The 19469-nt window shown below is 70.2% G+C and carries 23 protein-coding genes; 14 read left to right on the top strand and 9 right to left on the bottom strand.

Going from position 1 to position 19469, the window contains the following annotated elements:
• Positions 1–222: 222 nt before the first annotated feature.
• Positions 223–1170, top strand: a complete 948-nt coding sequence (locus tag ACFC1T_RS15275; RefSeq protein ID WP_375888386.1) for a heme o synthase — start codon at positions 223–225, stop codon at positions 1168–1170.
• Positions 1171–1236: 66 nt separating this feature from the next.
• Here the strand turns inward: ACFC1T_RS15275 and ACFC1T_RS15280 are convergent, their stop codons facing one another.
• Positions 1237–1878: a DUF2461 domain-containing protein gene (locus ACFC1T_RS15280; RefSeq protein WP_375888388.1), complete on the bottom strand. Its 642-nt coding sequence runs from the start codon at positions 1876–1878 to the stop codon at positions 1237–1239.
• 72 nt (positions 1879–1950) lie between these two features.
• Here ACFC1T_RS15280 and ACFC1T_RS15285 point away from each other — a divergent pair, with 72 nt between their 5' ends.
• Positions 1951–2289: a hypothetical protein gene (locus ACFC1T_RS15285; protein ID WP_375888390.1), complete on the top strand. Its 339-nt coding sequence runs from the start codon at positions 1951–1953 to the stop codon at positions 2287–2289.
• 64 nt (positions 2290–2353) lie between these two features.
• Here ACFC1T_RS15285 and tgmC read toward each other — a convergent pair whose 3' ends face one another.
• From tgmC to ACFC1T_RS15310, 5 genes are all read right to left on the bottom strand, one after another.
• Positions 2354–3496 carry an ATP-grasp peptide maturase system methyltransferase gene (tgmC, locus tag ACFC1T_RS15290; RefSeq protein WP_375888393.1) on the bottom strand — a complete coding sequence of 381 codons (1143 nt, stop codon included), beginning with the start codon at positions 3494–3496 and terminating at the stop codon, positions 2354–2356.
• On the bottom strand, positions 3493–4467 hold the full coding sequence (tgmB, locus tag ACFC1T_RS15295) for an ATP-grasp ribosomal peptide maturase (RefSeq protein ID WP_375888395.1): 975 nt from the start codon (positions 4465–4467) through the stop codon (positions 3493–3495). The genes tgmC and tgmB overlap by 4 nt, the downstream gene beginning before the upstream one ends.
• Position 4468: 1 nt before the next feature.
• The gene (tgmA, locus tag ACFC1T_RS15300; protein WP_375888398.1) at positions 4469–4741 is read right to left on the bottom strand and encodes a putative ATP-grasp-modified RiPP; all 273 of its coding nucleotides are present in this window, start codon (positions 4739–4741) and stop codon (positions 4469–4471) included.
• A gap of 116 nt (positions 4742–4857) precedes the next feature.
• Positions 4858–5022: a hypothetical protein gene (locus ACFC1T_RS15305; RefSeq protein ID WP_375888401.1), complete on the bottom strand. Its 165-nt coding sequence runs from the start codon at positions 5020–5022 to the stop codon at positions 4858–4860.
• Positions 5019–5516: an ATP-binding protein gene (locus ACFC1T_RS15310; RefSeq protein WP_375888404.1), complete on the bottom strand. Its 498-nt coding sequence runs from the start codon at positions 5514–5516 to the stop codon at positions 5019–5021. The genes ACFC1T_RS15305 and ACFC1T_RS15310 overlap by 4 nt, the downstream gene beginning before the upstream one ends.
• Positions 5517–5758: 242 nt before the next feature.
• On the opposite strand from ACFC1T_RS15310, the gene ACFC1T_RS15315 reads away from it, so the two are divergent.
• From ACFC1T_RS15315 to ACFC1T_RS15330, 4 genes are all read left to right on the top strand, one after another.
• Complete coding sequence (locus ACFC1T_RS15315) at positions 5759–6544, top strand: hypothetical protein (RefSeq protein ID WP_375888406.1); 786 nt, start codon at positions 5759–5761, stop codon at positions 6542–6544.
• Positions 6545–6612: 68 nt separating this feature from the next.
• Positions 6613–6960, top strand: coding sequence for a hypothetical protein (locus ACFC1T_RS15320; protein ID WP_375888408.1), 348 nt, complete (start codon positions 6613–6615; stop codon positions 6958–6960).
• A 2-nt stretch (positions 6961–6962) separates the two neighbouring features.
• Complete coding sequence (locus ACFC1T_RS15325; protein WP_375888410.1) at positions 6963–7514, top strand: GNAT family N-acetyltransferase; 552 nt, start codon at positions 6963–6965, stop codon at positions 7512–7514.
• Positions 7511–7933 (top strand): NUDIX hydrolase, encoded by a 423-nt coding sequence (locus tag ACFC1T_RS15330; protein WP_375888413.1) that lies wholly within the window; start codon positions 7511–7513, stop codon positions 7931–7933. The genes ACFC1T_RS15325 and ACFC1T_RS15330 overlap by 4 nt, the downstream gene beginning before the upstream one ends.
• 50 nt (positions 7934–7983) lie before the next feature.
• Here ACFC1T_RS15330 and ACFC1T_RS15335 read toward each other — a convergent pair whose 3' ends face one another.
• Complete coding sequence (locus ACFC1T_RS15335) at positions 7984–8964, bottom strand: heme A synthase (protein WP_375888415.1); 981 nt, start codon at positions 8962–8964, stop codon at positions 7984–7986.
• A 185-nt stretch (positions 8965–9149) separates the two neighbouring features.
• Between ACFC1T_RS15335 and ACFC1T_RS15340 the strand changes: the two genes are divergently transcribed.
• Positions 9150–10496 (top strand): choice-of-anchor A family protein, encoded by a 1347-nt coding sequence (locus ACFC1T_RS15340; protein ID WP_375888417.1) that lies wholly within the window; start codon positions 9150–9152, stop codon positions 10494–10496.
• Between the two features lie 354 nt (positions 10497–10850).
• On the top strand, positions 10851–11540 hold the full coding sequence (locus ACFC1T_RS15345; protein WP_375888420.1) for an LAETG motif-containing sortase-dependent surface protein: 690 nt from the start codon (positions 10851–10853) through the stop codon (positions 11538–11540).
• Positions 11541–11656: 116 nt separating this feature from the next.
• Here ACFC1T_RS15345 and ACFC1T_RS15350 read toward each other — a convergent pair whose 3' ends face one another.
• Positions 11657–12376, bottom strand: a complete 720-nt coding sequence (locus ACFC1T_RS15350) for an ABC transporter permease (protein WP_375888496.1) — start codon at positions 12374–12376, stop codon at positions 11657–11659.
• Between the two features lie 50 nt (positions 12377–12426).
• The gene (locus ACFC1T_RS15355; RefSeq protein ID WP_375888422.1) at positions 12427–13356 is read right to left on the bottom strand and encodes an ABC transporter ATP-binding protein; all 930 of its coding nucleotides are present in this window, start codon (positions 13354–13356) and stop codon (positions 12427–12429) included.
• Between the two features lie 177 nt (positions 13357–13533).
• Here ACFC1T_RS15355 and ACFC1T_RS15360 point away from each other — a divergent pair, with 177 nt between their 5' ends.
• The 6 genes from ACFC1T_RS15360 (at position 13534) to ACFC1T_RS15385 (ending at position 19459) form a co-directional block, all read left to right on the top strand.
• Entirely contained in the window at positions 13534–14349 is an 816-nt protein-coding gene (locus ACFC1T_RS15360; RefSeq protein WP_375888425.1) for a helix-turn-helix transcriptional regulator, read from the top strand.
• A gap of 49 nt (positions 14350–14398) precedes the next feature.
• Positions 14399–15814, top strand: a complete 1416-nt coding sequence (sufB, locus tag ACFC1T_RS15365; RefSeq protein ID WP_375888428.1) for a Fe-S cluster assembly protein SufB — start codon at positions 14399–14401, stop codon at positions 15812–15814.
• Positions 15815–15876: 62 nt separating this feature from the next.
• On the top strand, positions 15877–17109 hold the full coding sequence (sufD, locus tag ACFC1T_RS15370; RefSeq protein ID WP_375888431.1) for a Fe-S cluster assembly protein SufD: 1233 nt from the start codon (positions 15877–15879) through the stop codon (positions 17107–17109).
• Between the two features lie 5 nt (positions 17110–17114).
• Entirely contained in the window at positions 17115–17432 is a 318-nt protein-coding gene (locus ACFC1T_RS15375; RefSeq protein ID WP_375888434.1) for a bifunctional 3-phenylpropionate/cinnamic acid dioxygenase ferredoxin subunit, read from the top strand.
• 6 nt (positions 17433–17438) lie between these two features.
• Complete coding sequence (gene sufC, locus ACFC1T_RS15380) at positions 17439–18203, top strand: Fe-S cluster assembly ATPase SufC (RefSeq protein WP_375888437.1); 765 nt, start codon at positions 17439–17441, stop codon at positions 18201–18203.
• Entirely contained in the window at positions 18200–19459 is a 1260-nt protein-coding gene (locus ACFC1T_RS15385; protein WP_375888440.1) for a cysteine desulfurase, read from the top strand. Before sufC ends, ACFC1T_RS15385 begins: the two co-directional genes overlap by 4 nt.
• The last annotated feature ends 10 nt before the right edge of the window (positions 19460–19469 follow it).

The following is a 19469-nucleotide window of genomic DNA, read 5'->3' on the forward strand; positions in this document are numbered from 1 at the left end:
GGCGCGCCGCCCGGGTGGTCAAGGCGGGTTGCGGGGACGCGGCGGAGGCGCTTCGTGGCTTCACCCAGTCGGTTGACCCGGGGGAGGGCCGTCCGCCCCGCCGGGGGACCCCGGAGCCGGTTGGGATGTATGGAGCGTCTATGGTGTCGTGGTACGCGCAGAGCGGACGATTCGGGACCCTTCGTTCCTGTGGACGCCTGCGAAGTTTCATCTTCAGTTGGGGTGTTAGTGACCGCCGTCGAAACCCGTCCCGCCGGGGTCACCGGGGCGACTCCTGCGCACCGGCCCATCGGGGCCCGTGTCGGCGCCTTCGTCGCACTGACCAAGCCGCGGATCATCGAGCTGCTGCTGATGAGCACCGTGCCGGTGATGTTCCTCGCCCAACAGGGCGTGCCGAACATGCTGCTGGTGCTCAAGGTCGTGGTCGGCGGCTACCTGTCGGCGGGCGGTGCCAACGCCCTCAACATGTACATCGACCGCGACATCGACGCGCTGATGACCCGCACCGAGCGGCGGCCGATCGTCACCGGGATGGTGTCCCCGCGCGAGGCGCTGGTCTTCGGCATCGCGCTCGGCGTCCTCTCCACCCTGCTGCTCGGCTTCGGGGTCAACTGGCTCTCCGCCGGACTCGCGCTCGGCGCGCTGCTGTTCTACGTGTTCGTCTACACGCTGGGCCTCAAGCGGCGCACCTCGCAGAACATCGTCTGGGGCGGCATCGCCGGCTGCATGCCGGTGCTGATCGGCTGGTCCTCGGTGACCGACTCGGTGTCCTGGGCGGCGGTCGCGCTGTTCCTGGTGGTCTTCTTCTGGACCCCGCCGCACACCTGGGTGCTGTCGATGAAGGTGCGCGACGACTACGAGCGGGCCGGCGTGCCGATGCTCCCGGTCGTCAAGGGCAACGTGGCGGTCGGCAAGCAGGTCGTCGCCTACTCCTGGGTGATGGTCGCGGTCTCGCTGGCGGTCTGGCCGCTCGGGCACATGAGCTGGCTGTACCCCGTCGCCGCGGTGCTGCTCGGCGGGTTCTGGCTGCGCGAGGCGCACGCGCTGTACGGGCGGGCCAAGGCCGGGATCGTGGGCGCGAAGCTCAAGGAGATGCGGCTGTTCCACTGGTCGATCACCTACCTGTCGCTGCTGTTCGTGGTGTGCGCGATCGACCCGTTCGTGAAGTAGAGCTGGTCTGACGTCGAGGAGCCCCGGTCCTGGTGGACCGGGGCTCCTCGCGTTGTCTTCGTGTCGTCACCGGGCCGGTAGCTCGGAGGGGCCGACGTGGTCGTCCAGCCAGTCCTTGAGGGGCTGGGAGGCGCGCAGGAAGGCGGCGATCCGGGTACGGGCCGTGCCGGTGCCCAGCCACGTCGCGGGCTCCCACTCCTGCCAGGCCACCAGGCCCTTGTGGCGCAGCAGCCCGATCCGCGGGTGGTCCTTCGGGTAGCCGCGCGGGGCGGACTTGAGGGAGTCCCGGCCGTGGACCTGCGGGCCGTCTTTCTCCACCCGGGCGATCACCCGCTCCAGCTCGGCGCCGCTGACGTCCTCCGCGACGGCGGCGCGGTAGCGGTCCAGCTGGTCCGGGGCGAGCTGGTACATCCCGTTGCCGCAGGCCAGGCCGTCCGCGGAGAGCTGGACGTAGCCGCCGGCCTCCAGGTGCGCGCCGATGTGCGTCTTGTACGGGGACTTGTCGGCGCTGAAGCGGACGTCCCGGTTGGGGCGGAAGATCTTCCCCGGCCCGAACTCCGGCTCCAGCTCGGCGAGCAGCAGCTCCATTGGGGCCCGTACGGCTTCGTCGTACTGCGCCTTGTGGGCCTGCCAGAAGGTCTTGGAGTTGTCGGCCTCGAGGTGCTCGTAGAAGTCCAGCGCCTCGGCCGGCCAGCCTGTGAACGTCATGTTCCGAGTATGTGGCCCGGTGCACAGGGCGCTCCCGTCGCCAGCGCCTCTACCGGTGGGTAGCATGCGGGCATGAGCAGCGCAGAGACCGCCACCGCCGCCACGCCGGACGCCCGCACCGAGCGCCGCGCCAAGCGCATCGCCAAGCACCTCACCAGCTTCGCCCAGCAGCACGGCGGCAGCGCCGACGCGGTCGTCGAGTACGTCGGCGCCGTGGCCACCCGCATCGTCGTGGTCGGCGCGGACGGCGCCTGGGGCGACCAGGTCGCCCCCACCTACGCCGTCGGCCGCCGCGCCGCGGAGCTGGCCGGGCTCACCCTGCACGAGAACTTCGAGGGCGAGCTGGGCCTCAAGGTGAAGACCAGCGCCTACGAGTGGAAGCGCATGGCGGGGCTCCAGCTCGGCGGCTGAGTCTTCGAGTGTGGTGACGGCCCGGCTCCCCACCTGGGGAGCCGGGCCGTCGTGTTCAGCGTGTTCAGATGGGGAGGTTCCAGCCCGGGCCGTCCTCCTGGCCGATCCAGACGCGCTGGCCTGAGCCCGAGACGGTGATCCCGAAGCCCTCCTGGTGTGGCTCGCCGGCCCGCTGCCAGGCTTCGACCGCGCTTTCCACCTGGTCCCAGAGGCGGAGCGGGCCGCGTTGGATCACGGTCCAGCCGCCGGCCGGGTCGGGCGCGGTCCGGGCCTGGGAGCCGGTGGCCACGTCGGAGAGGATCTGGTGTCCGCCGGCTCCCATTCGCTCGGCCGAGGGCGCTGCGAGCTGTGCGACCCAACTGCCGGTCCAGGTGCCGATGGTCTCGGGGTCGATCCGGGTCGGGCGTTCGTCTCCGGGGAGCAGGGACAGGCTCTGGCGGGGCGGCCGGTCGTGGGGGCGGGCCATCATGAAACTGGTGTAGCCGGGCAGGAAGCGGCCGGCGGCCTCGCCGGGGGCGGTCACGGTGAGGAGGGCGAGGCCGAAGCCGAAGGACCAGCCCGACAGCGTGACCAGGATCCGGCCGCCGGGCTTCACCTGGTGCAGCCACGGGGGTGGGACGTAGCGGACCGCGCAGGTGGCGATCAGTCGGTCGTAGTCACCGTCTTCCGGGTCGCCGAGCAGTCCGTCGCCGATGACCAGCCGGGGCGCGTAGCCCGCTGCGGCGATGGCCGCAGCCGCGGCCGCGCCCACCGTCGGGTCGTACTCGACGCTGGTGATGGCGGCGTCCCCGAGGCGGTGCGCGCCGAGGGCGGTCGAGTAGCCGGTACCGGTGCCGATCTCCAGCACCCGGTGGCCGGGCTCGACGCCGAGTTGGTGCCACATGCGGAGGACGAGGGACGGCAGGGTGGACGAGGAGGACGGGGTGCCGGTCGCGGTCCCGTCGGGCACGTCCTCGGGACGGGTCCGCCCGTCGAGCTGGGTGACCAGCGTTTCGTTGGTGTAGACGTGCTCCAGCCACCCGGGCTCGTGCTGGTGGGCGGGGCGGTAGGCGGTCGGGTTGCTTCCAGGCACCGGCACGAAGAACGACCCGACGAACAGCTCCCGGGGGACCGTTCGGGCGGCCTCCTCCCAGGCGGGTTCGGTGATCCTGTCCTCCCCGGTCAGGCTGTCCACCAGGGCTGCGCGGAGCTGCGCCGATGTGCTCATGAGTCGGGACCTCTCTCCAACTGGTCGGCAATGGCGTGGGCGATCGCGGCAGTGGTCCCGGCGGGCTGCCACGCCCACTGGCCGTTGGGGTTGCACTCAAGGAAGTACCAGTCACCGCGGGTGGTGACGGCGAAGTCGAACGCGCCGAAGATCAAACGGAGTTCGGCGAGGTAGGCGGTGATTGCGTGTGCGACCGACTCGGGTACGTCGATGGGTGCACACGTCATCCGGTCCTGTCGGTGGCGCCAGTCGAGATCCGGGCTGTCGATCCGGACCGTGAACAGTCTGTCGCCAACGGCCGTGACTCGTGCGTCGAAGGCCTTGTCCACCTTGGCCTGGAACAGGTGCGGGCAGACGGACACGGCATCGGTGATGTCGGTGGGGTCGACTTCCCGTACCCACACGGTCCGTGCGGTTCCGTCCTCGGCGCGGAAGCGGCTGTCCCACAGGGGTTTGTAGACGGCTCCACCGGGATGGTCAGTGCAGAACCGGCGTGCTTCGGCGGGATCGGTGGTGATGACTGTGTCCGGGACCAGGAACCCCGCCCGGCTCGCCACGGCGAGCTGGGCGGGCTTGTACTCCGCATTGCGGATGCGCCATGGATGATTGACGTAATGGGCTCCGGGGAGCGATGCGAGGATGCCGCCGACGCCCCAGAACGCCTGTGAGCCGGCGAACTTCGCCGTGTGCTCGTCCAGCCCCGGGGGTGCCTCGTAGGGCGAGGGGCGGCGGACCCAGACCGACCGCACCCGGGTGAGGTCGAGCTCCCGGCTCGGCGTGCGGAGAACGCCCCGCTGCTCGCCCGTGCGGTACTGGGCGGTCAGCAGGGCACCTTCGAGCAGATCGGCACCGGGGTCGACCCGGACGACCGGGACCCTGCGTTCGGCCAGGATGCGGAGCACTACGTCGGCTGTCACGTCGTAGGCGTTGGTCAGGACCAGGACGGTGGCCCGGTGCCGATCCGGTGTCATGTCAGCCCGTTCCCTGGTCCTGGTCGTTCGCGGGCATGCTGTCCATGTCGGTGGGCGCGTTCTGCTGCCCGCTCTGGCCGTCGCCGCCGCCCGTGTTCGTGGGCGTGGTGGTCTCGGTGCTGGTGCCGTGCGCACCCATCTCGACCGTGCGGCCGTGCTCGTCCACGAACACGGCGACCTGCGTCTCGGGGTCGATCACGGGCGTGAGGGCCGGGATCGGGCTGGACCCGGGGTACGGCCCCATGCGGGTGGTGCCCCACGGTGCGGTGGTCATCTGGACTGTTCCTCCTTGGGCATTGGTGATTGAGGGCGAGAACAGCAACTCGGCAGGCCTGCCGAGTTGCTGGGCGAGCCCGTCCGCGCCGCCGGGCCGGCGGCGCGGACGGGAGTTCAGTGGGAGCGGTTGATCAGGATCAGGGCCGCGGCGATGACGTGCAGGCCCGCGGCGGTGGACACTCCGTAGGCGGCCCAGACCCGGGTGGGGTCGGGGGCGAGGGTGAGCGTCGGGGGAGTGTCAGCGGAGCCGTAACTCGGCTCGGGAGGTGGCGAGTTCACCGGGAGGTCGGCGTGGGCGTCGCGAGGTCGGCGTGGACGACCTTGCCGAACGGGAGGGGCGTGACGCCCCAGCGGCCGTGGGTGAGTCGGTGCACCATCGCCAGACCCCGGCCGGAGGTGGCGTCGGGGCCGGCCTGGACCATCACGGGCATCGAGCGGGACCCGTCACCGACGAGGATCCGGAGGGTCCGGTCGGTCGGACGGCGGACGCCGACGAACATGCGGGTCCGGCAGCAGGTCTCGACCGCATTGGTGGCCAGTTCGCTGACGATGACGACGGCGTCGTCCACCAGGTCGTCCAGCCCCCATTCCCGCAGCTTCGCCGCGACGAACCGGCGGGCGATGCCCACCGACTCAGGTCGGTACGGCAGGCAGATGGTTGCCGGTTCGGCGAGCTCACCATCAGCGGACTCGTTGTCGGCGATTTCTGGAGGGCAGCGAGGCTGCTCCCTATCGACGTCTGAGAGTGCTGGCAGCGCGCTGGGTGGAGACATCGAGGTCACTCCCTCGGGTGGTCCGAATGATCCCTCCCTGGACCTTGATCTGCCAGCGAGGTATTCCTAGTTCACCGGCCCGGGGCGGCGCGTGGGGTCGGAGCGACCGGACGTTTCACCGGACGTTTGGGATTGGCCGAAGTCTCCGACTCCTGGGGGGTTCTATGGCGACACGATCACTCGCCGGACTGAGGAAGGCTGCTGGATACACGCAAGAGAGCTTTGTTGCAGCATTCCTCGACATGGCGCAACGTATGGATGTTCGAGCAGCGGTGAGTGTCCGCCACCTCAGGAGATGGGAATCTCCCAGCCCGCCCTTGCCGCATCCTGGCCAACAGGCTTTCCTCGAAGCGTTGTTGGGGGTTCCGCTTGATGAGCTGGGCTTCACGGTGCCGCCCGAGCGGGCCCGTAGCATCCCGAGCACCGGGTGTCAGGAGGGCGCGGTGCAGCGGCGACAGTTCGTTGTGGATGTCGGAGTACTTCTTGGGGCTTCCGTTCTCGCTCCTGCGCGGACCGGTCGCCGGATCGGTGCGGCCGATGTCCAGGTGTTCAGGTCCAAGGTTGCCGACCTGTACGCCATCGATCACACGCAAGGCGGCCGCATCGCCCGGCAGGCTGCCGCGCGCGTTCTGCAGAGCGTTGAGAAGGCAATGACCGGGGGGATGTACATTGCCCCAGTTGGACGTGACCTTCACGCCCTGGTCGGAACGCTGTTTTCCCATCTCGGCTGGATTGAGTTCGACGCGGGCAGGATGGCTGCTGCCCGCGCGGCATGTACTGAAGCACTGACCTCGGCCCGTCTGGTTGGCGACCCGCTGTTGGAAGTCCGTGCGCTCGACAGCCTGTCCCTGGTCGCCGTTGAGCAGAGACGGCCCTGGGAGGCGATCGCGGCTGCGACCGCCTCCGGGGAGATCGCGCAGAGACACGGCGGGCCGAAGTCAAGTCAGTGGTCGCTCTGCGGCAGGCACGAGCGCTCTCGTGTGTCGGTGACCATACAGGCGCCCGCCGAGCCCTCTCCCAAGGTCTGAGGTGGCAAGACCGATCGGACAACGACACTGATGCACCGCCATGGACAGCATTTGCAGGTCAGGTCGAGGTGGACTACGCAACTGCTGCGTGGCATGTCGAAACTGGGCAACTTGCATATGCGATCCCGTTCCTTCGATCTGCGGTCGAACTGCTCGGCCCGACATACAGCCGAAATGCAGCGCTGTACCGGGCACGCCTCGCCGAGGTGCTCATGAAGGCTGGCAATGTTGAGGAAGCGTGCGCAGAGGCGGTAGCCAGCGCCAGTGCGGCGAAGGGAATGACCTCGGTGCGGTTGGCGGACCGGTTGCGTTCGGTGGCGTCGTTGGCCGCCCGAGTGGATACGGTGATGGCGCGAGACTGCGTTGAGGAACTTCGATCGCTTGGGGTTTCGGCCCGGAAACTGGGGACGGTGTGACGGTGGCGGTTCGGCTGTTGGATGGTGAGCAGGCGGCCGAGCTGGAGGGCCAGTTGAAGGAGGTGTTCGCGGAGGCGTTCGCGGAGCCTCCCTACGGGGATGGGCCGGCTGATGTGGAGCGGGCATTTCGCCGGTTCCGATCGCAGGTGCGTCGGCGGGGGTTCCGGGCGGCGATCGCCTTCGACGGCGACACCGTTGTGGGCATGGCGTACGGCTACCCGCTGTCGGCGAACACTGGCTGGTGGGACACCCTGATCGATCCCGTGCCCGAGGATCTCCGGCGTGAGGATGGAAAGCGCACGTTCGGGCTCTTCGAGTTGGCGGTTCGACCCGGGTGGCGCCGCCAGGGTGTCGCCACCCGCATGCATCGCGTCCTCATCGAGGGCATCGACAATGCCCGGGTGATGCTGAACTCCCGAGCAGAGGCGACTGCGGCCCAGGCGTCCTACCGAGCGTGGGGCTACAGGCGCGTCGGGGCGGCGATCCCTTGGGAGGGCGCGGCCCGGCATGACGTGATGGTCCTCGAACTGACCCGCCCGGCGGCGCGAACATGACGACACTCCACTCTGTTTCCGTTGCGGGGGTGGTGGTGCGGGAGGACGGGCGGGTGTTGGCGATCCGGCGGGCTGACAACGGGGCGTGGGAGCCGCCGGGTGGCGTGCTGGAGTTGGATGAGGGCATCGAGGACGGAGTGTGCCGGGAGGTCTACGAGGAGACCGGGATCCATGCTGGTGTGGAGCGGCTGACCGGGGTCTACAAGAACCTGCGGCGAGGGGTTGTCGCGCTCGTCTTTCGCTGTCGGCCTGAGGGCGGAGAAGTGCAGCTCTCGGATGAATCGATTGAAGTCGGCTGGCTCACGGCGGACGAGGTATCCGAGCGCATGGCAGAGGCCTATGCCGTGCGTGTCCTGGACGCGCTTCGAGAGGATTCGGCACCGAGCATCCGTACGCACGATGGACGGCGGCTGTTGTGACACAGCGACGGCCCCCATCCGAACTCGGATGGGGGCCGTCGCGACGGTGCTCAGACTGCGGCGGCCTGGGGGGCCTGGGTGGGGAGTTCGGTGAGCTTCTCCTCTACCTCGCGGGTGCGGAGGGCGAGGGGGATGCGGAGGGCGGCGATCCACGTGAGGCTGGCGCCCAACATGTGCAGGCCGACCATGAGTTCCGGCGCGTCGGTGAAGTACTGGATGAAGCCGAGGACGCCCTGGAGGAGCAGGACGATCAGCAGTTCCCTGGTGCGGGCCTTGGCTGCGGGCGGGGCCTTCACGGCTGCGAAGACGAAGATCATCGCGATGGTGAGGCCGACCGAGACGAACGCGAAGTCGGCGTGGAACTGGGCCAGCCTGTCGTAGTCGATCGGGATGCGGGGGACGATCTTGTTGTCCTGCGGGGTGCCCGGGTGGTGGCCCGCGCCGGTGACCAGGGTGCCCGCCGCGACCAGGAGGCCGACCACGGTGACCAGCACGTAGGAGAGCTGGTGGATGGGGCGGGCGACCGCGAGCTTGGGGGCGCCGTCGCCTTCCTTTGACCGCTCCCACATCAGCAGGGCGACCCAGACGAGCGCCATCGCGGCGATCATGTGCAGCGCCACCGTGTACGGGTTGAGGCCCGTCAGCACCGTGATGCCGCCGAGGACGGCGTTGCTCATCACGATCCAGAACTGGGCCCAGCCGAGCTTGGTCATGCTGCGCCGCCACGGCCGGTGGCAGCGCGCCGCCAGGATCGCCCAGCCGACGGCCGCGCTCAGCACGTACGTCAGCATCCGGTTGGTGAACTCGACGATGCCGTGGAAGCCCATCTCCGCGGTGGGCGTCAGGCTCTCGGCGGTGCAGCGGGGCCACGTCGTACAGCCGAGGCCGGAGGCGGTGAGCCGGACGGCGCCGCCGGTGACGACGATCACCACGCTCATCACCAGCGCGGCGAACGTGGCGCGCCGGACCATCGCGGCGGAGGGCTGCCAGCGCTCGGCGAGCAGGGAGAAGGGGTTCAGCACGCGCTCCATCGTAGGCGGCCTTACGGGCGATCTTGGGGCGGGGCGCGGGGTGCGGCCGCCGGTGATCAAACCGGACTGTTCGGACAAGGCGGTCAGTGGTCTTGACCATTCACCCGTTTGGCCGAAAGAGTGCGGATTGGTCCATACCTTTTTCGGGCCTCTCCCACTCCTCCCGCACAAGCGGAGACCCGCACATGCGCATATCCACCTCCGCCGCCGCGCTCGCGGTCGGCGGCTCGCTCGCACTCGCGAGCCTGATCGCCCCAGCTGCCCAGGCCGTCGGCACCACCGGCACCGATGAGCAGTGCCGTTCCCTCGGGGTCGCCAACCTCTACGGCGAGTTCATCGAGGGCGACGACACCCACACCCCCGACGCCGAGGGCGCCGTCGCCGTCGGCGGCAACGCGAACTTCACCGGCGGCTTCTCCGTCGGCCAGGAGCTCACCGCCGCCGAGGTCGACGCCCTGCCCGGCAAGAACGCACTGGTCGTCGCGGGCAGGATCACCGGCCACAACACCCAGGTGATGAAGGGCAACGGCGTCTACGGCTCCAAGGCCGACGGTGCCGTGGTCGAGGCCCACCAGGGCAAGATCACCCAGGGCGCCTCGCCGATCGACTTCAAGGCCGAGTTCGCCAAGCTGCGCGCCGCCTCCACCGCGCTGGCCGCCGTGCCGCAGACCGCCGGGGCGACCGTCCAGGCCGACGGCGGCAAGCTGACCTTCACCGGCGGCGACGCCACGTACAACAGCTTCACCGTCGACGCCGGGAAGCTCCAGGGCGCCAAGGGCGTGTACGTCAAGGTCCCGGCCGGCGCGGTGGCCGTCATCAACGTGACCGGCGGCTCGTACGACATGGCCGCGGCCGGGACCAGTGGCTTCTTCCTCTGGGACGCCGGAAAGTCGGACTTCGTGCTGGACGACAAGCTGCAGAGCGCGTCGAACGGGGCCGTCCGCTCCAAGCTGCTCTGGAACTTCCCGACCGCGACCAAGGTGACCAAGAAGGGCGACGCCGCCTGGGCCGGCTCCGTGCTGGCGCCGAACGCGGCCGTCTCGCTGAACACCCCGGGTGTCAACGGCCAGCCGCCGTCCGGCGGTGCGCCGATCAACGGCTCGGTGATCGCGGCCTCGCTGACCGGTACCTCCGGCGCGGAGACCCACCACTTCCCCTTCACCGGCTGCCTGCCCGGCACCACCGTGCCGACCACCCCGGCCACGCCGCCGGTCACCCCGCCGGTGACGCCGTCCGGCACGCCGACCACTCCGGTGACGCCGAGCGCCTCGACCGGCCCGTCCGGCTCCCCGAGCACCCCGGTGACCGGCAAGCCGAGCCCGAGCGGCTCGGCCAGTCCGTCCGCCTCCTCCTCGGCGGCCGTGCCGGGCGGTGCTTCGGCCAGCCCGTCCGCGTCCGCGAACGGGGGCGGCAACCTGGCGCACACCGGCTCCGGCCCGGTTCTGCCGCTGGCCATCGGCGGCGCCGTCGTCCTGGCGGCCGGTGGCGGGATCGTGGTCGCGGCCCGGCGCAAGGCCGCGAAGCGGGCCTGAGGGACCTGAGGGGTCCGAGGGGCCTTGAGGGGCCTGAAAGGCCTGAGTGCTCCGACCGTTCGTCGACGTGTCGACAGGGCGCCCCCGGTGATTGAACCTGATCACCGGGGGCGCCGTTGTTCTGAAAGTGACCAAGTTCATTCAAGTGTGCCGAATTCGCGTTCTGCGAGGTGGCGGCTGTGATGGGCTGGTCGAGCACATCCAAGAACGCACGGACAGACGAAATCCGGTCGTACGGCGGGGTGTGGCGAGGTGCGGAAGTGCCGGTAGAGTCCCCCGGACATGTCGTAGTGGGCCACTGCGAACCACTTCAACCCGCCTGCTGCGTACGACCGTTCGGAGGGGAACAGGGTAATGGCGCGACAGCAGCGGCACATTCGGATGGGCGCGGCGGCACTCGCCGGTACGGCGGCGGCCGGAATTCTCCTGCCGCTGGCACTGGCCACCAACGCCTCGGCGCACGTGCCGACCTGGTCGGTGACCTGCGACAAGGTCGTGGTCGACCTGATCAACTACAGCCCCAAGGCCGACGTGAAGAACACCGTCAGCCTCACCATCGGTGACGAGAAGGTCGTGGACGCCCAGGGGTTCCCGGCGGAGTTCCACGGCAAGTACCCGGTGAAGGACCACGACGCCCCGATCGTCGCCCACCTGGTGGTCAAGACCACCGAGACCCCGGCGGAGAAGGGGTGGAACATCGACGAGACCAAGACCATCGCGCCGTGCCACACCCCGACCCCGACGCCCACCCCGACCCCCACCAAGACGCCCACCCCCACGCCGACCCCGACGCAGACGCCGACCGGCACCCCGTCGACGACGCCCACCCCGAGCGGGACCCCGTCGGCCACCCCGACCCCGACCCCCAGCCGGACGACCCCGGCCGCCCCGGCCCCGGCGCCCAGCACCAGCGCCCCGGCGCTGGCCCAGACCGGTGGCAATGACGCCACCCCGATGATCGCGGCGGCCGGCGGCGGCGTGCTGCTGGTCGGCGGCGCGCTCGTGCTGCTCGCCCGCAAGCGTCGCGGCGGCACCCAGGGCTGACCCCCGGTGACCGGCTAGAACACCTGACGCCCCCGACCTCGACAGGTCGGGGGCGTCAGGCGTTGACGGGGAGGCGGCCACTCCCGGTGGCCACTCCTGGCTGCTGCTCCGGGCGGCTACTCCCAGCGGAAGAACCGGGCGGCCGCGGCCAGCCCCAGGACGGCCCAGCCGGCCAGGATCCCGAGGTCCGACCAGGGCACCCCGGCGCCGTGCTGGAGCACCGAGCGCAGCCCGTCCGAGAGCGCCGAGATCGGCAGCAGCTCCAGCACCGACCGTACGGCGTCCGGGAACTTGCTCAGCGGCACGATCACCCCGCCGGCCAGCAGCAGCAGGATGAACACCAGGTTGGCGGCGGCCAGGGTGGCCTCGGCCTTGAGGGTGCCGGCCATCAGCAGGCCGAGCCCGGAGAAGGCGGCGGTGCCGAGGACCAGCAGGGCGGCGACGGCCAACGGGTTGCCGTGCGGGGACCAGCCGAGGGCCAGGGCGATCACCGACAGCAGGGCGACCTGGAGGACCTCCGTCACCAGGACGCAGCCGGTCTTGGCGGTCAGCAGCGTCCAGCGCGGCAGCGGGCTGGCGCCGAGCCGCTTGAGCACGCCGTAGCGGCGCTCGAAGCCGGTGGCGATGGCCTGCCCGGTGAAGGCGGTGGACATCACGGCCAGGGCGAGCAGGCCGGGCGCCAGGAAGTCGACCCGCTTGCCGGGGCCCTCCACGGTGACGACGTCCACGGCGGAGAACAGCACCAGCAGCACGGTCGGGATGACCACGGTGAGCAGCAGCTGCTCACCGTTGCGCAGCAGCATCTTCGTCTCGAAGGCGGTCTGGGCGAGCAGCATCCGGCCGACGGGTGCGGCACCGGGCTTCGGCGCGTAGTCGGTCGTGGTGGTCACGAGCGGAGCTCCCGTCCGGTCAGGTCGAGGAAGACGTCTTCGAGGCTGCGGCGCTGTACGGCCAGCCGCTCGGGCAGGATGCCGGAGGCCGCGCACCAGCCGGTGACGGTGGCCAGCAGCCGGCTGGGGTCGAGGGGTGCCTCGACGCGGTAGCTGCCGGGGGCGGTCTCGGTGGCGGTGGCGCCGGCGGGCAGCTCCTTGAGCAGCGGGCCGAGGTCGAGGCCGGGCGGGCCGTCGAAGCGCAGGGCGTCCTCGGCGCCGCCGCGGCACAGCTCGGTCACGGTGCCGTCGGCGATGACCTTGCCGCGGTCGACGACGGCGACGCGGTCGGCGAGCTGTTCGGCCTCGTCCATGTGGTGGGTGGTGACGACCACGGTGACGCCGTCCCGGCGCAGGTCGCGGACCAGGTCCCAGGTGGCGCGGCGGGCCTGGGGGTCGAGGCCGGCGGTGGGCTCGTCCAGGAAGACCAGTTCGGGGCGGCCGACCACGGCCATCGCGAGGGCGAGCCGCTGCTGCTGGCCGCCGGAGAGCCGGCGGTAGGTGGTGCGGCCGCAGGAGCCGAGGCCGAGGCGCTCGACCAGGGCGTCCACGTCCAGCGGGTGGGCGTGCAGCTTGGCGGTGTGCCGGAGCATTTCGACGGCGCGCGCGCCCGCGTACACGCCCCCGGACTGGAGCATGACGCCGATCCGGGGCCGCAGGGCGGCGCTCTGGGCGACCGGGTCGAGGCCGAGGACGCGGACGGTGCCGGCGTCGGGGCGGCGGTAGCCCTCGCAGGTCTCGATGGTGGTGGTCTTCCCGGCGCCGTTGGGGCCGAGGACGGCGGTGATCGCGCCGGTCGCGATGGTCAGGTCGAGGCCGTCCACCGCGACCTTGTCGCCGTAGCGTTTGACCAGCCCGGAGACCTGGACCGCGGGTTCGGAATGCATACCGGCGAGTCTAAGAGGACCGAACACCCGGGCCGAACGCCCGGTCCGGAGACCGGCCTTGGTGATCATCGATGCAGGTCAGGTAAGGCTTACCTGCGTGACAGATGACACGAGTGAGGCCTGCATCACGGCTTGTCCTGCCGGAAGTAATTACGCAACACTGGTGTTGTGAAAAACATGCGCGAGCACACCCCGCAGCAGGAGGCCGAGTCGGCCCCCGGCTGCGACGTGCCCGTGACGGCCGCCGAGGTGCTGCTGGAGGGCCACCGGGCCACCAGGGACCGGGTCGCCCGGTCGATCCTGGACCACGGCCCCTCCTCCGCCGCCGACCTGGCGACCCGGCTCGGCCTCACCGCCGCCGCCGTCCGCCGCCACCTGGACGGCCTGGCCGCCGCCCGTCTGGTCGAGTCCCGCGAACAGCGGGTCTACGGCAGCCGGGGCCGGGGCCGCCCGGCCAAGGTCTTCGCCCTCACCGACGCCGGCCGGGACGCCTTCTACCAGGCGTACGACCAGCTCGCCGCCGACGCGCTGCGCTGGATCTCCGACGCGGTGGGCGGCGGCAAGGCGGGCGAGGAGGCGGTCGCCGCCTTCGCCCGCGCCCGGTTCGGCAAGCAGGGCGAGAAGTACCGGGAGACACTGCTGGGGGCCGAGGCGCAGGAGCGTCCGGAGGCCCTCGCCCAGGCGCTGAGCGCGGACGGGTACGCTGCCACGGTGCGGCGTGTCCCGTCGGCCGTGGCCAAGGCCCCGGCGGGCGCCCAGCTCTGCCAGCACCACTGCCCGGTCGCGCACATCGCCGAGCAGTTCCCGCAGCTCTGCGAGGCGGAGACCGAGGTCTTCTCCCAGCTCCTGGGCACCCATGTGCAACGGCTGGCCACCATCGCCCACGGCGACGGGGTCTGCACCACCTATGTGCCGGCACCCGGTGCCGCATCGTCGCCTGCCCAGCCCCCGGCGGGCCGCGGTTCCGATGCAGTGCCGACTGCCAGCACATGAAAACTCCGCGTCCACCGAAGATTCAGCGTCCGCGCGTTAGGAAGCTCGCATGACTGACACCGTTTCGCACCCCGAGCTCGAAGGCCTCGGCAATTACGAGTACGGCTGGGCCGACCCGGACGCCGCCGGCGCCGCGGCCAAGCGCGGGCTCAGCGAGGAGGTCGTCCGCGACATCTCGGCGAAGAAGAACGAGTCCGAGTGGATGCTGAACCTGCGGCTCAAGGGCCTCAAGCTGTTCGGCAAGAAGCCCATGCCGACCTGGGGCTCCGACCTCACCGGCATCGACTTCGACAACATCAAGTACTTCGTGCGCTCCACCGAGAAGCAGGCCGAGTCCTGGGAGGACCTGCCCGCGGACATCAAGGCCACCTACGACCGGCTGGGCATCCCGGAGGCGGAGAAGCAGCGCCTGGTCGCCGGTGTCGCCGCCCAGTACGAGTCCGAGGTCGTCTACCACCAGATCCGCGAGGACCTGGAGGAGCAGGGCGTCCTCTTCCTGGACACCGACACCGCGCTGCGCGAGCACCCGGAGATCTTCAAGGAGTACTTCGGCACCGTCATCCCGGCCGGCGACAACAAGTTCGCCGCGCTGAACACGGCGGTGTGGTCCGGCGGCTCGTTCATCTACGTGCCGAAGGGCGTGCACGTGGACATCCCGCTCCAGGCCTACTTCCGGATCAACACCGAGAACATGGGCCAGTTCGAGCGGACGCTGATCATCGTCGACGAGGACGCCTACGTCCACTACGTCGAGGGCTGCACCGCGCCGATCTACTCCTCCGACTCGCTGCACTCGGCGGTCGTCGAGATCATCGTCAAGAAGGGCGGCCGCTGCCGCTACACGACCATCCAGAACTGGTCGAACAACGTCTACAACCTGGTCACCAAGCGCGCCGTGGCGTACGAGGGCGCGACCATGGAGTGGGTCGACGGCAACATCGGCTCCAAGGTCACCATGAAGTACCCGGCCGTCTACCTGATGGGCGAGCACGCCAAGGGCGAGACCCTGTCGATCGCCTTCGCGGGCGAGGGCCAGCACCAGGACGCCGGCGCCAAGATGGTGCACATGGCGCCGAACACCTCCTCCAACATCGTCTCCAAGTCGGTGGCGCGCGGCGGCGGCCGGACCTCCTACCGCGGTCTGATCGAGATCGGTGAGGGCTCCAAGGGCGCCAAGTCCAACGTGCTGTGCGACGCGCTGCTGGTCGACACCATCTCCCGCTCGGACACCTACCCGTACGTGGACGTCCGCGAGGACGACGTGTCCATGGGCCACGAGGCGACCGTCTCCAAGGTCAGCGAGGACCAGCTGTTCTACCTGATGAGCCGGGGCATGACCGAGTTCGAGGCGATGGCGATGATCGTCCGCGGCTTCGTCGAGCCGATCGCGCGCGAGCTGCCGATGGAGTACGCGCTGGAGCTCAACCGGCTGATCGAGCTGCAGATGGAGGGCGCGGTCGGCTGACGACCGGCCGAACCGCCGCCATCCATCCGGATTTCCTGAGGAAGAGAGCACTACGAACAGCCATGGCTGACGTTCAGAACACCACCGGCTCCACCACCGCCGGTTCGATCGAGGTCGGTACCGCCGGCGCGGGCGAGCAGCTCGCCGGCCCCGGCACCGGCCGGACCAGCGTCCACCAGCCGATCGACGCGCGCGTCGCGGTCAAGCCGTCCTTCGACGTGAACGACTTCCCGGTGCCCACCGGCCGCGAGGAGGACTGGCGGTTCACCCCGCTGCACCGCCTCGCCGGCCTGCACGACGGCACCGCCGCCGCCGGTGAGCGGGGCGCGGACAAGGTCGAGTTCGCGCTGCCGGACGGCGTCACCGCCGAGACCGTCGGCCGCGACGACGCCCGGCTGGGCAAGGCCGGCACGCCGGTCGACCGGGTCGCCGCGCAGGCGTTCAGCGCGTTCGAGCAGGCCCTGGTGGTCACCGTCCCCAAGGACGCGGTGCTGACCGAGCCGGTCAGGATCGACGTGCGCGCCGAGGGCGGGGTCCGCTTCGCCCACGTGGTGATCGACGTCAAGCCGTTCGCCGAGGCCGTCGTGGTGCTCAACCACGAGGGCACCGGCACCCGGGCCGCCAACGTCGAGCTGCTGGTCGGCGACGGTGCCAAGCTCACCTTCGTCTCCGTCCAGGACTGGGACCGGGACGCCGTCCACGTCGCCCAGCAGAGCGCGCTGGTCGGCCGGGACGCCTCGTTCAAGTCCGTGGTCGTCACCTTCGGCGGCGACCTGGTGCGCCTCCACCCGCGGGTCAACTACGCGGCCCCCGGCGGCGAGGCCGAGCTGTTCGGCCTGTACTTCGCCGACGCCGGCCAGCACCTGGAGCACCGCCTGGTCATCGACCACGACACGCCGCACTGCCGGTCGAACGTGGCGTACAAGGGCGCGCTGCAGGGCCAGGACGCCCACGCGGTCTGGGTCGGCGACGTGCTGATCCGCGCCGCCGCGCTCGGCACCGACACCTACGAGCTCAACCGGAACCTGGTGCTCACCGACGGCGCCCGGGTCGACTCGATCCCGAACCTGGAGATCGAGACCGGCGAGATCGTCGGCGCCGGCCACGCCTCGGCGACCGGCCGCTTCGACGACGAGCAGCTGTTCTACCTGATGGCCCGCGGCATCCCGGCCGACGAGGCCCGCCGTCTGGTGGTCCGCGGCTTCTTCGCCGAGCTGCTCCAGCAGATCGGGGTCGCCGAGGTCCAGGAGCAGCTCCTGGTGAAGATCGACGCAGAGCTGGAAGCGGCGGTCTGATCCCGATGAGCTTCCTGCGTGCCTGCGCGCTGAGCGACCTCCAGGAGGACGTGCCCAAGCGCGTGGACCTCAACGGCGTGCCGGTCTCGGTCGTCCGCACCGACGAGGGGGTGTTCGCGATCAACGACACCTGCTCGCACGCGAACGTCTCGCTCTCGGAGGGCGAGGTCGAGAACTGCATGATCGAGTGCTGGCTGCACGGCTCCAGCTTCGACCTGCGCACCGGCAAGCCCTCCGGCCTGCCCGCCACCAAGCCGGTCGCTGTCTACCCCGTAAAGATCGAAGGGGACGATGTGCTCGTCTCCGTCAACCAGGAGTCCTGAGTACACATGGCAACCCTTGAAATCCGCGACCTGCACGTCTCCGTCGACGCCGAGAACGGCCCGCGCGAGATCCTGAAGGGCGTCGACCTGACCGTGAAGCAGGGCGAGACCCACGCCATCATGGGTCCGAACGGCTCCGGCAAGTCCACCCTGGCCTACTCGCTGGCCGGCCACCCGAAGTACACCGTCACCGGCGGCACCGTGCTGCTGGACGGCGAGGACGTCCTGGAGATGTCCGTCGACGAGCGCGCCAAGGCCGGCGTCTTCCTGGCCATGCAGTACCCGGTCGAGGTCCCCGGCGTCTCGGTCTCCAACTTCCTGCGCACCGCCGCCACCGCCGTCCGCGGCGAGGCCCCCAAGCTGCGGCTGTGGGTCAAGGAGGTCAAGGAGGCGATGGCCGCCCTGCAGATGGACCCGGCGTTCGCCGAGCGCAACGTCAACGAGGGCTTCTCCGGCGGTGAGAAGAAGCGCCACGAGATCCTCCAGCTGGAGCTCCTCAAGCCGAAGATCGCGATCCTCGACGAGACCGACTCCGGCCTGGACGTCGACGCGCTGCGCATCGTCTCCGAGGGCATCAACCGGGTCCGCTCCACCGGCGAGGTCGGCACCCTGCTGGTGACCCACTACACCCGCATCCTGCGGTACATCAAGCCCGACCACGTCCACGTCTTCGCGGGCGGCCGCATCGTCGAGTCCGGCGGCGCCGAGCTGGCCGACAAGCTGGAGAACGAGGGCTACGAGGCGTATGTGAAGGGGGGCGCTTCCGAGTGACCCACGCTTTTACGGGACTGCTGGACACCGACGCGATCCGCAAGGACTTCCCGGTCCTGCAGCGTCTGCTCCACGAGGACAAGCCGCTGGTCTACCTGGACAACGCGGCGACCTCGCAGAAGCCGCGCCAGGTGCTGGAGGCGCTGAACGGCTACTACGAGCGGCACAACGCCAACGTCCACCGCGGCGTGCACGTGCTCGCCGAGGAGGCCACGGCGCTGTACGAGGGCGCCCGCGACAAGGTCGCGGCCTTCGTCAACGCGCCGAGCCGCAACGAGGTGATCTTCACCAAGAACGCCTCCGAGTCGCTCAACCTCGTTGCCAACATGCTCGGTTGGGCCGACGAGCCGTACAAGGTCGACGCCGACTCCGAGATCGTGATCACGGAGATGGAGCACCACTCCAACATCGTCCCGTGGCAGCTGCTCTCGCAGCGCACCGGTGCGAAGCTCAAGTGGTTCGGGCTCACCGACGAGGGCCGGCTCGACCTGTCCGACATCGACGAGCTGATCACCGAGAAGACCAAGGTGGTCTCCTTCACCCTGGTCTCCAACCTGCTCGGCACCGTCAACCCGGTCGAGACGATCGTCCGCAAGGCCCAGTCGGTCGGCGCGCTGGTCGTCATCGACGCCTCGCAGGCCGCGCCGCACATGGTGCTCGACGTCCAGGCGCTGGAGGCCGACTTCGTCGCCTTCACCGGCCACAAGATGCTCGGCCCGACCGGCATCGGCGTGCTCTGGGGCCGCCAGGAGCTGCTGGAGGACCTCCCGCCGTTCCTCGGCGGCGGCGAGATGATCGAGACCGTCACCATGGGCTCGTCCACCTACGCCCCGGCGCCGCACAAGTTCGAGGCCGGCACCCCGCCGATCGCCCAGGCGGTCGGGCTCGGCGCGGCCATCGACTACCTGTCGGCCATCGGCATGGACAAGATCGCCGCGCACGAGCACGCGATCACCGAGTACGCGGTGGAGCGCCTGCTGGAGGTCCCCGACCTGCGGATCATCGGTCCGCGCACGGCCGTGGACCGCGGCGCCGCGATCTCCTTCACCCTCGGCGACATCCACCCGCACGACGTGGGCCAGGTGCTGGACGAGCAGGGCATCGCCGTGCGCGTCGGACACCACTGCGCGCGTCCGGTCTGCCTCCGGTACGGAATTCCGGCGACCACGCGGGCGTCGTTCTACCTGTACTCGACGCCGGGCGAGGTCGACGCACTGATCGACGGCCTGCACCACGTCCGGAACTTCTTCGGCTGACGGGACAGGG

Origin of the sequence: Kitasatospora sp. NPDC056076 (assembly GCF_042266305.1) — a bacterium.
Taxonomy (GTDB): domain Bacteria; phylum Actinomycetota; class Actinomycetes; order Streptomycetales; family Streptomycetaceae; genus Kitasatospora.

Coding starts and splice junctions, on each gene's coding strand:
- ACFC1T_RS15280 (WP_375888388.1), bottom strand. CDS start 1,878: ATGACGTTCACAGGCTGGCCGGCCGAGGCGCTGGACTTCTACGAGCAC.
- ACFC1T_RS15285 (WP_375888390.1), top strand. CDS start 1,951: ATGAGCAGCGCAGAGACCGCCACCGCCGCCACGCCGGACGCCCGCACC.
- tgmC (WP_375888393.1), bottom strand. CDS start 3,496: ATGAGCACATCGGCGCAGCTCCGCGCAGCCCTGGTGGACAGCCTGACC.
- tgmB (WP_375888395.1), bottom strand. CDS start 4,467: ATGACACCGGATCGGCACCGGGCCACCGTCCTGGTCCTGACCAACGCC.
- tgmA (WP_375888398.1), bottom strand. CDS start 4,741: ATGACCACCGCACCGTGGGGCACCACCCGCATGGGGCCGTACCCCGGG.
- ACFC1T_RS15310 (WP_375888404.1), bottom strand. CDS start 5,516: ATGTCTCCACCCAGCGCGCTGCCAGCACTCTCAGACGTCGATAGGGAG.
- ACFC1T_RS15315 (WP_375888406.1), top strand. CDS start 5,759: ATGGCGCAACGTATGGATGTTCGAGCAGCGGTGAGTGTCCGCCACCTC.
- ACFC1T_RS15330 (WP_375888413.1), top strand. CDS start 7,511: ATGACGACACTCCACTCTGTTTCCGTTGCGGGGGTGGTGGTGCGGGAG.
- ACFC1T_RS15335 (WP_375888415.1), bottom strand. CDS start 8,964: ATGGAGCGCGTGCTGAACCCCTTCTCCCTGCTCGCCGAGCGCTGGCAG.
- ACFC1T_RS15340 (WP_375888417.1), top strand. CDS start 9,150: ATGCGCATATCCACCTCCGCCGCCGCGCTCGCGGTCGGCGGCTCGCTC.
- ACFC1T_RS15345 (WP_375888420.1), top strand. CDS start 10,851: ATGGCGCGACAGCAGCGGCACATTCGGATGGGCGCGGCGGCACTCGCC.
- ACFC1T_RS15350 (WP_375888496.1), bottom strand. CDS start 12,376: ATGCTGCTCGCCCAGACCGCCTTCGAGACGAAGATGCTGCTGCGCAAC.
- ACFC1T_RS15355 (WP_375888422.1), bottom strand. CDS start 13,356: ATGCATTCCGAACCCGCGGTCCAGGTCTCCGGGCTGGTCAAACGCTAC.
- ACFC1T_RS15360 (WP_375888425.1), top strand. CDS start 13,534: ATGCGCGAGCACACCCCGCAGCAGGAGGCCGAGTCGGCCCCCGGCTGC.
- sufB (WP_375888428.1), top strand. CDS start 14,399: ATGACTGACACCGTTTCGCACCCCGAGCTCGAAGGCCTCGGCAATTAC.
- sufD (WP_375888431.1), top strand. CDS start 15,877: ATGGCTGACGTTCAGAACACCACCGGCTCCACCACCGCCGGTTCGATC.
- ACFC1T_RS15375 (WP_375888434.1), top strand. CDS start 17,115: ATGAGCTTCCTGCGTGCCTGCGCGCTGAGCGACCTCCAGGAGGACGTG.
- sufC (WP_375888437.1), top strand. CDS start 17,439: ATGGCAACCCTTGAAATCCGCGACCTGCACGTCTCCGTCGACGCCGAG.